This is a genomic window from Leeuwenhoekiella sp. LLG6367-2.1, from assembly GCF_045055775.1.
Taxonomy (GTDB): Bacteria; Bacteroidota; Bacteroidia; order Flavobacteriales; family Flavobacteriaceae; genus Leeuwenhoekiella; species Leeuwenhoekiella aequorea.
Genome location: NZ_CP159331.1, coordinates 2,986,544 through 2,999,528, shown reverse-complemented (window position 1 = coordinate 2,999,528; position 12,985 = coordinate 2,986,544). Strand labels below are relative to the sequence as shown.

General features: G+C 35.0%; 10 protein-coding genes. 5 read left to right on the top strand and 5 right to left on the bottom strand.

Annotated elements, in window-relative coordinates:
- Nucleotides 1-14: 14 nt before the first annotated feature.
- The 5 genes from ABVM53_RS13320 to ABVM53_RS13300 all read right to left on the bottom strand — a co-directional run bounded on the left by ABVM53_RS13320 (nt 15) and on the right by ABVM53_RS13300 (nt 3,844).
- The gene (locus ABVM53_RS13320) at nt 15-935 is read right to left on the bottom strand and encodes a ribonuclease Z (RefSeq protein ID WP_405326949.1); all 921 of its coding nucleotides are present in this window, start codon (nt 933-935) and stop codon (nt 15-17) included.
- Between the two features lie 151 nt (nt 936-1,086).
- Nucleotides 1,087-1,422: a ribonuclease Z gene (locus ABVM53_RS13315; protein ID WP_128757174.1), complete on the bottom strand. Its 336-nt coding sequence runs from the start codon at nt 1,420-1,422 to the stop codon at nt 1,087-1,089.
- On the bottom strand, nt 1,422-2,351 hold the full coding sequence (locus ABVM53_RS13310; protein ID WP_405326946.1) for an aspartate carbamoyltransferase catalytic subunit: 930 nt from the start codon (nt 2,349-2,351) through the stop codon (nt 1,422-1,424). Before ABVM53_RS13310 ends, ABVM53_RS13315 begins: the two co-directional genes overlap by 1 nt.
- Nucleotides 2,352-2,390: 39 nt before the next feature.
- Complete coding sequence (pyrR, locus tag ABVM53_RS13305; RefSeq protein ID WP_405326943.1) at nt 2,391-2,930, bottom strand: bifunctional pyr operon transcriptional regulator/uracil phosphoribosyltransferase PyrR; 540 nt, start codon at nt 2,928-2,930, stop codon at nt 2,391-2,393.
- Between the two features lie 215 nt (nt 2,931-3,145).
- The gene (locus ABVM53_RS13300; RefSeq protein ID WP_405326940.1) at nt 3,146-3,844 is read right to left on the bottom strand and encodes a DUF4294 domain-containing protein; all 699 of its coding nucleotides are present in this window, start codon (nt 3,842-3,844) and stop codon (nt 3,146-3,148) included.
- A 109-nt stretch (nt 3,845-3,953) separates the two neighbouring features.
- On the opposite strand from ABVM53_RS13300, the gene ABVM53_RS13295 reads away from it, so the two are divergent.
- The 5 genes from ABVM53_RS13295 (at nt 3,954) to ABVM53_RS13275 (ending at nt 12,952) form a co-directional block, all read left to right on the top strand.
- A complete protein-coding gene (locus ABVM53_RS13295; protein ID WP_405326937.1) occupies nt 3,954-5,039 on the top strand; it encodes a M42 family metallopeptidase in 1,086 nt (361 codons plus the stop codon).
- A gap of 142 nt (nt 5,040-5,181) precedes the next feature.
- Entirely contained in the window at nt 5,182-6,258 is a 1,077-nt protein-coding gene (locus ABVM53_RS13290) for a DNA topoisomerase IB (RefSeq protein ID WP_371456346.1), read from the top strand.
- Between the two features lie 188 nt (nt 6,259-6,446).
- On the top strand, nt 6,447-9,278 hold the full coding sequence (gene uvrA / locus ABVM53_RS13285) for an excinuclease ABC subunit UvrA (protein ID WP_405326933.1): 2,832 nt from the start codon (nt 6,447-6,449) through the stop codon (nt 9,276-9,278).
- 35 nt (nt 9,279-9,313) lie between these two features.
- Nucleotides 9,314-10,003, top strand: coding sequence for a TIGR00730 family Rossman fold protein (locus ABVM53_RS13280; protein WP_128757180.1), 690 nt, complete (start codon nt 9,314-9,316; stop codon nt 10,001-10,003).
- 117 nt (nt 10,004-10,120) lie between these two features.
- Entirely contained in the window at nt 10,121-12,952 is a 2,832-nt protein-coding gene (locus ABVM53_RS13275; RefSeq protein WP_405326929.1) for a metalloprotease, read from the top strand.
- Nucleotides 12,953-12,985: the final 33 nt, after the last annotated feature.

The following is a 12,985-nucleotide window of genomic DNA, read 5'->3' as shown; positions in this document are numbered from 1 at the left end:
TATCTATTTTAACGTTAGTCATCAAGATTTTCAAAATCAAAGACCTTCCCGTCATCCGCAATTAAAACATTATCAAATTCTAATTTAGCTTCATTAGCAAACAGCGTGAGATCTGGATAACGGGTACTATAATGACCTAAAATCAAATATTCTACATTAGCTTGTTTAGCCATCATTCCTGCTTGTCTAGCTGTCGAATGCCCCGTAGGTTCTGCTAATTTTGCATGTGCTTCCAGAAAAGTAGATTCGTGATACATATAACTTGTACCCTGCAATTGCGGGATATTATCTGGTTTATAGACCGTATCACTACAAAACGCATAACTTTTAGGAGTATCTGGATCAAATGTGAGCTGCTCATTGGGTATGACGGTACCATCCTCGAGGATCATGTCTTTACCCGATTTTATTTTCTTATAATATAAAACATCGATCTCTTTTTTAAGAACCGCATTCATATTTAGCTTGCGCTCTCCTGCTTTCTCCTTAAAAAGAAATCCGTTTGTATAAACCCGGTGTTTTAAAGGAATTGTCTCTACGGAAACTTTATCGTCTTCATAGATAACTTCAGGTTCTTTAGAAACTAATTCGTGAAAATATAACGGATAATTAGTCCAGCTGTTAGAAAGTTTAAGCTGAAGAGTTATTGCTTCTTTAATACCTTTAGGACCGTATACGTGGAGTTCTCCTTCTCGATTAAGCAATCTAAATGTTGAAATCAAACCTACTAAACCAAAAAAGTGATCCCCGTGTAGGTGTGAAATAAAGATGTGCTTGATCTTAGAAAATTTGACTTTATTTCGTCGTAATTCTACTTGTGTTCCCTCTCCACAATCAATAAGAAAAAGATGATTTTTTATCTGTAGTACTTGTGAAGTGGGATTCGTAAAGGTTCGTGGTGTGGCTGCATAACAACCTAATATGGTAAGCTTCATTAATTATTGCTGAAAATTATTTAAGCAGAAAACGCTTATAACTATTTATAACTGGTAAACAACGGTACATTAACGGTAACCTATTGTATAGCTCGTTAAGTTAGGCTTATTATAGTAAAAAGTAATCAGCTTTTATAAAATTAGCTTTTTATTAGAAACCTAAATCCCGCTGAATCTCTTCTAAATCAATTACATCTTTTGCTTCTTCTAACGTAGGCACTACCATTAATTCTTCTGGTACTCGGTCAATCTGTGACACTTTGTTTACTAACACAAATGACTTCTGCCCAGCTCTTTGTGCATTAGATATTTTTAAAAATGTAAGTAATTCTTCTAAAGAAACATTTTCGTATTTTAATAAATCGATGACTAAGTTGACATCGGCGTATGCTTTAGGAACAATAAACTCTAAAAATGAAGCAAATTCTTTTATACCATCTTCCTCATCTGCAAGAATAGTATAGGTATCGTTTTGAGTAATTATCATTATTTCTTGATTTTTGAAGCTAGCAAATAAATGACTGCCATACGTATAGCAACTCCATTTTCAACTTGATTAAGAATGATAGACTGTCCACTATCTGCAACATCACTCGTAATTTCTACCCCACGGTTAATAGGTCCTGGGTGCATAATTACAATTTCCTTATTTAAAGAATCTAGCAACTCTTTATCTAACCCGTACTGCTGAATATACTCTCGTGTTGAAGGAAAATAGCTAATATCCATTCGTTCATTTTGAACGCGTAGCATATTTGCAACATCGCACCATTCTAGAGCTTTTCTAAGATTTAATTCAACCTCCACGCCTAGCGATTCTATATACTTAGGCATAAGAGTTTTTGGTCCACAAACTTTAACCTCAGCTCCCTGAAGCTTAAGAGCAAAAATATTAGATAAGGCCACTCTACTGTGGAGAATGTCACCTACTATAACCACTTTTTTACCGCCAACGTCTCCTAATCGTTTCTGTATAGAATAACTATCTAACAACGCCTGCGTAGGATGCTCGTGCGCTCCATCACCTGCATTAACAATACTAGCCTTTATGTTTTTTGAAAGAAATACTCCGGCTCCGGGATTAGGATGCCTCATAACAACCATATCTACTTTCATAGACAATATATTGTTAACGGTATCTATTAAGGTTTCCCCTTTTTTGACTGAAGATGCTCCTGCAGAAAAATTTATCACATCTGCACTAAGTCGTTTTTCAGCAAGCTCAAAGGAAAGTTTTGTACGTGTGCTGTTTTCAAAAAACAAATTTGCGATCGTTACATCTCGCAGAGAAGGAACTTTTTTAATAGGACGGTTAATTATTTCTTTAAAATGATCAGCCGTTTTAAAAATAAGATTGATATCTTCTTTTGTGATATACTTAATCCCCAATAAGTGATCTACACTTAACTCGCTCATTCTGTAAGGTTAATTTGTGCGATTTTTATCTCCGTTAATTTATTCTTCAATTAGATAGACACTATCTTCTCCTCCATTCTCAATCCAACTTACTTTTACTTTTTCACCGTTTATAGCATCTACCTGTCGTCCTCTATAGTTAGGCTGTATAGGCAAATGTCTGCTAAAGCGGCGGTCTATAAGGGTAAGCAGTTCTACTTCTCGTGGCCTGCCAAAACTTTGAACCGCTGTAAGCGCAGCATTTATACTTCTTCCCGTATAGAGAACATCATCGATAAAAACTACATTCTTATCTTCGACTACAAAAGTAATTTTGGTTTTATTAGCCTCTAATGGCTTATCCCCTCTTCTAAAATCATCTCTAAAAAATGTGATATCCAGATATCCCATTTTTATATCTGCAATTTTATAATCTTCTTCAAGGAGTTTTTTTATACGTTCTGCTACGTATACACCTCGCGGTTGAATACCTATAAGTACCGTATTTTTAAAATCGCGGTGATTTTCAATAAGTTGACAAGCTAGTCTATTAAGAATAATATTTACTTCTTTAGCATTAAGTAAGACTTTTTGACTCATAGTAGGAGTTACGCTTGTTTGGTTAGCAAAGGTATCTATTTTTTTGAACAGAATATTTCAAAATACGCTTTTACTTCTTCTTATTCCGACTAAAAAAAAGAAAAGCCGAAGGGAATAGTTAGAAATAGAAAAAAATACTTTCCTGTTAATAAACCTATTCCTGTAATTAATAGAGCAATTATATAAATCCAATAGCTAGTATGCCACTTCATAATCTACTTTATACCTTGACTGGGTTTTGGTTTAACCCACTTATTTTTTAATTCTAAGAAATTAATTTTAATTGCAGGATCTTGAGGTTCTAGCACATTAGCTTGAAAAGAACGCTGAAGAATATCTTCAATTAAATAGTCTTCTTGAACATTCTTAGGATCGTAAATTTCTTTTAAGGAAATATCAAAAAAGCTTGCTGTTGTATTCAGGAAAAAGGCTTTTAACCCACTTCTGTAATCTTTTATTAACTCAAAAGTTGTAGATCCCGTTTGTCTATACATAAGCTTCACAAGAATTTGACCTTCGGTACGGGTTAGTTTTTTTAACTGAGCTCCAAACTCATCCTCTACATACCGCTGAATAATTTTAGTGTATTTTTTTTTGGCGCGCTTCGATTTCATAGAATCTAATCGTTCGTTAAGCTCTACTAAGCGTTCTCCTGCGAGTTTTGCGTAGGGCCATACTTTACGTGTTTTTCTACGTAATATTAAATAGCGTCTACGGGCATCATTATCATTAAATTTTAAACGCCCCATAACAACTACATCATCTAGAAATATTGCTTTGCGGGCTACACTGTCACCTTCAACAAAATAATATTCTACTGTCGAAGTATCAGTCTCAGTAGTAGTTTCTTCTATAGTCTGTGCACTTAAAATACTACTCAGAAGGAGTATAAAAAGGGATAGTATCTTCTTCAAATTTTATTTTTCATTATAATGATCTAAAACTGTTCCAAAAGTAAGCAATCGACCAGATTGCATTGCGAAATTGCTATTAATATTCTTACTTTCGTAGAAAATTGAACTTATGTCAAAAAGCATTTTAAATAAAGAATCACTGGATTTTCTTGAATCCTATTTAAATAATGCCGCACCTACAGGTTATGAGTGGGAAGGTCAAAAAATATGGATGAATTACCTTAAGCCATATGTTGACACGTTTATCACAGATAATTATGGTACTGCCGTAGGTGTTATTAATCCCGATGCTAAATACAAAGTTGTTATAGAAGGACACGCTGACGAAATTTCCTGGTATGTAAACTTTATAACAGATGACGGACTTATATACGTTATACGTAACGGTGGAAGTGATCATCAAATTGCACCTTCTAAACTGGTTAACATTCATACTAAAAATGGTATTGTAAAAGGTGTATTTGGATGGCCTGCTATTCATACTCGAGATAAAAGTGATGAGAAAGCGCCTAAACTTGATAATATATTTATCGATACAGGTTGCAAAAATAAAGAGGAAGTTGAGAAGTTAGGTGTTCACGTAGGTTGCGTAATTACCTATCCAGATACCTTTACAATTCTTAATGGAGACAAATTTGTATGTCGTGCACTAGACAATCGTATGGGTGGTTTTATGATCGCTGAAGTAGCTCGTCTTTTAAAAGAAAATAGTAAAAAGCCTGATTTCGGATTGTACATTGTTAATTCGGTACAGGAAGAAATTGGACTACGTGGTGCAGAAATGATTACACATACAATACAACCTAACGTGGCTATTGTAACCGATGTAACTCACGACACGACAACACCTATGATAGAAATGAAGACAAACGGCCGAGCAGCAATAGGTGATGGCCCTGTAATATCTTACGCTCCGGCAATACAACAGAAATTACGAGATCTTATAATTGAGACTGCGGAAGAAAAAAATATTCCCTTTCAACGATCTGCGTGCAGCCGTGCCACAGGAACAGATACAGATGCCTTTGCATACAGCAATGGCGGAGTACCTTCAGCATTAATAAGTTTACCACTTCGATATATGCATACTACCGTAGAAATGGTTCACCGCGATGATGTTGAGAACGTAATCAAAATGATTTACGAGAGTGTCCTTAAAATAAAAGATGGACAAAGTTTTAGCTACTTTGACTAGTTAAAATTACCTGTAATTAGAATTTAAAAATGTTCGGGTGGCAATCGTGTTATCCGAACATTTTTTTGTTTCATTTATTTTGAATAGATATTTCACATTTTATTAGTATAAATCATACAAAATTGCTTCTAAATTTGGAATTATGACCATAACAGAATCCAAATTAGAAAAATTACTCAAAAGTCCTGAAGAAGCAGCTCGTATTGCAGATCTTGTTTATGTAAAAGAGGAACACCTCACCATTTGCAGAAAGAAAAAAGGTAAAGGATTTACGTACTGCAAGGATGATAAAATCATCAAATCTAAGCCTGTACTTAATCGTATTAATAAACTGGTAATACCACCAGCCTGGCAAGATGTTCTAATTTCTGAACCTGCAAATGGTCACTTACAAGTTGTAGGTCGCGATGATAAAGACCGTAAAGTATATCTCTATCACGAGACTTGGAATAAACTACGTAACGAGACAAAGTTTTTAAAACTTGCCTCGTTTGCTAACATTTTACCTCAACTGCGTAAGCAGGTAGATAAAGATCTGGATGAGGTGCAAATGACCCAGCGCAAGGTTCTTGCTCTTGTTATACGGTTAATGGAAGAAACACATATACGTGTAGGTAACGCTTGCTACGCAAAACGCAATCAAACCTATGGTCTTTCCACACTACGCACTCGACACGTAAAAACTACAGAAAGTGATATTCGATTTGAATTTGTAGGAAAAAAAGGTAAAGAGCATAAAATTAAAATCACAGATCCCGAGCTTATAGATCTTGTGAATCAATGTGAAGAAATACCAGGCTGGGATTTATTTCAGTTTTATGATGAAGCAGGAGTTAAACATCATATTGACAGTGGTATGATAAATGACTATATACACGAATTAAGTGGAGATTTATTTTCAGCTAAAGACTTTAGAACTTGGGGCGCCACAAAAATCTTCTTTGAGTCGTTAAGAGAAAGTGGTTATGTTTCCGAAGAAAAGCAAAATGCTAAGAATATCCTTACTGCTTATGATGCTGCGGCTAAAGGCTTAGGAAATACCCGCAGTGTTTGTAAAAGTTACTACGTACATCCAGTAATTCCTGAAGCTTATGCAGATGGCTCAATTACCCCTTATTTTGATAAGGTAGATAACGTAAAACTGAAACCAAACTCATTTATTTCTAAAACTGAAACGGTTATTACCGAAATGCTGGGAGATTACGAGATTAGTTTGTAGTTACTTATTTTATTTCTACACAATTTTAGTACTGAGTTTAAAAAGTAAAGGTCACTACATAACGTTGCACACTTCAGTTTAAATTGAAATACAACAGCAATTTATTAGGTTTTATTTAAGGCTACGACAACCTCGCTTTTTTCAATTTTTGACTCATTTACAGTACCTTTGCACACTTGAAAAAGAAAATGGCAGAAACACAAGAATACATTGAGGTTTATGGGGCAAGAGCTCATAACTTAAAGAATATAGATGTCCAGATTCCCCGAGAAAAATTAGTCGTTATTACAGGACTTTCAGGTAGTGGCAAAAGTTCGCTCGCATTTGATACGATATATGCAGAAGGGCAACGCCGCTATATAGAAACGTTCTCGGCATATGCACGACAATTTCTGGGAGGGCTAGAGCGTCCCGATGTTGACCAAATACAAGGTCTTTCACCCGTAATTGCAATTGAACAAAAAACGACTAGTAAAAGTCCGCGGTCTACTGTAGGTACCATTACAGAAATTTATGACTTTCTGCGTCTTCTTTTTGCTCGAGCAAGTGATGCGTATAGCTTTGAGACCGGCGAAAAAATGGTTAGCTATAGTGATGATCAAATTAAAGATCTTATAAAATCTGAATATAATGGTAAACGAGTAAATGTTCTTGCTCCAGTAATTAGAAGTCGAAAGGGACATTACCGCGAACTATTGGAACAAATTGCCAAACAGGGATTTGTAAAAGTTAGAGTTGACGGAGAGATTAAGGATATTGAGAAAGGAATGAAAATTGACCGGTACAAGGTGCACGATATTGAGATCGTTATCGACCGGTTAAAAATAGAAGATGATAAGGATCTTGACAAGCGTCTGATGGAAACCATTAACACTGCGATGTATCACGGTGAAGATGTAATGATGATTTTAGACCACGATTCTAATGAGGCACGCTATTTTAGCCGAAGCCTTATGTGCCCTACCTCAGGAATATCTTATCCTAATCCTGAACCTAATAATTTTTCATTTAATTCGCCTAAAGGTGCTTGTCCTAATTGTAATGGGATTGGAGAATTACGCGTAGTAAACATCGATAAAATAATTCCAGATCCTAAACTTTCAATAAAAGCGGGTGGTTTAGCTCCGCACGGTACTCAAAAAAGTAATTGGATTTTTAAACAACTTGAGATTATTGCGCAACGGTTCGATTTTAAATTAACAGATCCCATTAGTGCTATTCCAAAAGCGGCTTTAGATATGATTCTCTATGGTGGCAATGAAAAATTTACAGTAGACTCTAAAGCACTAGGTGTAAGCCGAAGTTATAAAATAGACTTTGAAGGAGTTGCAAAGTTTATTGAGAGCACTTACGAGAATAATGATTCCGCATCTTTAAAAAGATGGGCTAAGGAATATATGGAAAAAGTAGAATGTCCGGTTTGTGAAGGTTCACGCTTACGCAAAGAGTCACTTTACTTTAGAGTTCACGGTAAAAATATCGCTGAGCTTTCAAATATGGACATTCTAGAGCTCGCAGCTTGGTTCAGAGATGTAGAACCTAATCTTTCAGAAAAACAAACCGCTATTGCGACTGAAATTTTAAAAGAAATAAATGCCAGGCTTCAATTCCTCGTAGATGTAGGCCTTACCTATTTAAGCCTTAATCGTAGTTCAAAATCATTATCTGGTGGTGAAGCACAACGTATACGTCTGGCTACCCAAATAGGATCTCAGCTAGTGGGTGTGCTTTATATCCTTGACGAACCAAGTATAGGTTTGCACCAGCGAGATAATGAGAAGCTAATAAACTCGCTAGTTGCTCTTCGTGATTTAGGTAATTCGGTACTTGTTGTGGAGCACGATAAGGATATGATTGAGCGAGCAGATTATGTTATCGATATAGGTCCTTTTGCAGGAAAGCACGGAGGCGAAATTATAAGTGAAGGCACACCAAAATCCTTACTTAAACAACACACCTTAACTGCTCAATATATTAATGGTGAGAAAGAAATAGCTGTACCTGAAAAGCGTAGAAAAGGTAACGGTAAATCAATTGTACTCAAAGGAGCTACCGGTAATAATCTGAAAAATGTGAATGTCACGTTTCCTTTAGGAAAAATGATTGTTGTTACAGGTGTTTCGGGTAGTGGTAAATCTACACTCATAAATGAGACCTTATATCCTATTATGAATGCGCATTATTTTAACGGTGTAAAAAAACCGGCGTCATATAAAAGTATTAAAGGTCTTGATGAATGTGATAAAGTAATAGACATTAATCAATCTCCTATAGGCCGTACACCTCGCTCAAATCCTGCAACTTATACGGGAGTATTTGGAGAAATTCGCAGTCTCTTTGCAAAAATACCCGAATCCCTAATTAGAGGATACAAGCCGGGACGCTTTAGTTTTAATGTTGCTGGTGGTCGTTGTGAAACTTGTAAAGGTGGTGGTTTACGAGTTATCGAAATGAATTTTTTACCAGATGTTTACGTGGAATGTGAGACATGTCACGGAAAACGTTTCAATAGAGAAACCTTAGAGATTAGATATAAAGGGAAAAGTATTGCTGATGTGCTTGAAATGACGATTGATGAAGCGGTCCCATTCTTTGAGCATATTCCTAAAATATATCGTAAAGTAAAAACTATACAAGATGTAGGTCTTGGGTATATTTCATTGGGACAGCAATCTACAACCCTATCTGGTGGAGAGGCACAACGTATTAAACTGGCTACCGAATTATCAAAAAGAGATACCGGTAATACGTTCTATATACTTGATGAACCTACCACAGGATTGCATTTTGAAGATGTACGTGTTTTAATGGACGTATTAAATCGTCTTACCGACAAAGGAAATACCATGCTAATTATTGAACATAATATGGATGTAATAAAACTTGCAGATCATATTATCGATATTGGATATGAAGGAGGTAAAAATGGAGGTAAACTTGTAGCTAAGGGAACTCCCGAAGAAGTAGCTAAAGATAAAAAGAGTTATACAGCTCAGTTTTTGAAGAAAGAGCTAAATTAGAACACTTCCTAAATAATAAAAATCAAACTCTATATATGAGAAATGAAAACAAGCCTAAGGGCTGGAATGAGATAAAAACAAATGATTCTTGGGCCCTATTTAAAATTATGGGCGAATTTGTAAGCGGTTTTGAAAAACTAAGTAGAATAGGACCTTGTGTTTCTATATTCGGAAGCGCGCGTACAAAACCAGATCAAAAATATTATAAACTGGCTGTAGATATTGCAGAGAAAATTGTTGATAATGGCTATGGTGTAATTACTGGTGGAGGTCCCGGAATAATGGAAGCTGGTAACAAAGGTGCTCACTTAGCCGGTGGAACTTCAGTAGGATTAAATATTGACCTTCCTTTTGAACAACACGATAACCCATATATCGATGCAGATAAAAGTATAGACTTCGACTATTTTTTCGTTAGAAAAGTAATGTTTGTTAAGTACTCTCAGGGCTTTGTTGTGCTTCCAGGAGGTTTTGGAACTTTAGATGAATTATTTGAAGCAATCACCCTAATTCAAACCCATAAGATCGATAAGTTTCCTATCATTCTGGTAGGTACCGATTTCTGGAAAGATCTATTAGCCTGGATACGTACTACCCTACTTGATTCTTTTAAAAATATCAGTGACGCAGACGTAGATTTAATTTATCTGGTAGATACAGCAGATGAGGTTTTAGAAGTTCTAAATAATTTCTATAACGAATATGAGTTAAGTCCTAATTTTTAATTTGTAATTAAAAAACCAAAAAGACAGCATTTGCGTTAAGTATGTACGTACTTAACGCAGTCTTTTAACGCATATTCAACTATCCCCTAATTTGACAATTCCTCAATACATCAACTTATGAAGACGTTTTTAAAAACGCTTCTATTTACACTCCTTCTACTTCCAATAACATTGGTAGCACAGAACCGTATAAATATATCTGCACGATTATATGAGGATACTAAAACACTTGTGATTCAGCAAGAAATTTTCTTCGTAAATACATCTGATGATTCACTGGAGACGCTTTTCTTTAATGACTGGGCAAATAGTTTTGCTTCAAAACAATCTAAGCTAGCTAAACGGTTTGCAGAAAATTACGATCGTAGATTTCATCTAGCATCGACTGAAGCCCGAGGTAGCACTAAAATAAAATCTATTTCTGACTCTCAATATCAATTATTAGATTTTAAACGAGTCAAAAAATCTGAAGATATTTTAGAAGTTAAATTAAATGATGCTCTAGCTCCCAGAGAAACCCAACAGATCTTTTTGAATTACGAAATACATATTCCAGACGCACGGTTTACAGGGTATGGAGCGTTAGATGATGGAGATTTTAATCTTAAATATTGGTTTATAGCTCCCGCTGTTTATGATGGAAGCTGGCAGTATTATAGCAATAAGAATCTCGACGATCTTTATATGGTCCCTACCGACTTTAGTATTGATATTTCGTTTAAAAAAGATTATTTACTCATAAACGAACTCAAGCAGAAACAAAATAAGATTACTGAAAGCTCTGAATACAAAACGGTTCATCTCGAAGGTGATAATAGAAATAATACTACAATATACTTCAGACAAAATTCAGATTTTTTAGAAACTCAAACCGATGCTGTTACGGTTATAACTAATATTAGCAACTCAAAAGTTATTCCCGAAAGAGAATCATTAATCATCGATAAAGTTATAGGGTACTTAGATGAAAATCTAGGAGATTATCCGTTTGAGAAACTGGTGATTTCAAATATTGATTACAAAGAAAATCCGGTTTATGGTTTAAATCAATTACCTGATTTTTTCAGTCCGTTTCCTGAGGATTTTAAATATGAATTAAAAATTTTAAAAACAGCAATTAACAACTACGTTGACCGTACATTATTTATAAATCCCAGAAAAGATAAATGGGTCGCAGATGCTGTAAAGATGAATATCATGATGCGGTATATGGATGATTTTTATCCTAAATTAAAAGTACTAGGAACATTAAATCGTTACTGGATCGCACGGCAGTTTAATATCTCAAAATTAGAATTTAATGATCAATATAATTTGCTGTACATGCATATGGCACGTTTAAATCTTGATCAGTCTTTAGACACACCTAAAGATTCCTTAATTAAATTTAATGTAAATATTGCGAATGCTTACAAGGCTGCCAGTGGTGTCAATTATCTTTCAGAATACCTCTCAGACACACTCATAAATAATAGCGTTAGGGAATTTTATAATGAAAATCAGTTAAAGCTTACCAATCCTGGTAATCTAGAATTAAAAATAAAATCCAAGACTACTGAGAACTTAGACTGGTTTTTTAATGACTTTGTAAAAACCCGAAAAAACATTGATTTTAAGTTCAACGAAGTCAATAAAAATGGTGATTCATTAACTATTCAGCTACGCAATAAAACAGGGATTTTGGTTCCTATTCCAGTATACGGAATGCAGGGCGATTCAATCGTGTCTAAAACCTGGGTGAAGGGATTTAAAAAGGAAAAAGAAATTTCTATTTCTGCTGAAAATATAGATCGGGTTGCAATTAATGCAGAAGGATTTGTTCCCGAATACAATAGACGTAATAATTACAAAAAAATCAATCCATTTTTAGGTATAAACAAACCTTTTCAATTCAAATTGTTTCAGGATATTGAAGATCCTTCTAAAAATCAGGTATTCTTTATGCCGGTAGCAGAATATAACTTCTATGATGGTTTAAAGTTGGGTGCTAAAATGTATAATAAAACCTTATTATCTAAGAATTTTAGTTACAAAATAGAGCCTCAGTATGGTTTTAAATCAGATAAAGTTACAGGAAGCGCAGGCTTTACATATACTCAAAATTTAGAGGAAGGCAATCTCTTCGCAATACGCTATGGCATGTCTGGAGCTCTTTCCTCCTATGCGCCAGATGCACTTTATAAAAGATATTCCCCATTTATCACCTTTGCATTTAGACCCGATGATTTTAGATCAGATAAGCGCCAGTATCTTACTGTTCGTAACATAAATGTGTATAGAGATGAATCTAACTTTATAAGTAATGAGGACCCCAATTATAGTGTCTTTAATGTGCAATACTCAAACAGTAGTCCGGGAGTGATAAATGCCTTAAGCTGGAACACAGACTTTCAACTGGCTCAAAAATTTAGCAAGCTTTCAGTGACCGCAAAATACCGTAAAGTCTTTTTAAACAACAGACAATTTGATCTGCGCTTTTTTGGTGGGACGTTTCTTTATAACGACACCCGTTCAGACGGGGATTATTTCAGTTTTGCAACAGATAGACCTACAGATTATTTATTCAACTATAATTATTATGGACGATCTGAAAGCAGCGGTTTATTTAGTCAGCAATTGATCTTAGCAGAGGGCGGTTTTAAATCTCAGTTAGATACACCTTTTGGTAATCAGTGGCTAACCTCAATTAACACCAGCACAACGTTATGGAATTTTATTCACGGTTATGTAGATGTAGGTTTGATTAAAAATCAAGGAGATCCTGCTCGTTTTTTATACGATAGTGGGATACGTACAGTATTAGTAGAAGATTACTTTGAGATTTTTCTACCTATTCATTCTTCAAATGGCTGGGAATTAGGACAAAAGAACTACGATCAAAAGATTCGTTTCATTGTAACTTTAGATATAGGCACAATGCTAAGTCTATTTACCCGAAAATGGTATTAAGCGTTTTGAGATATCCAAACGACTTCGTTATTT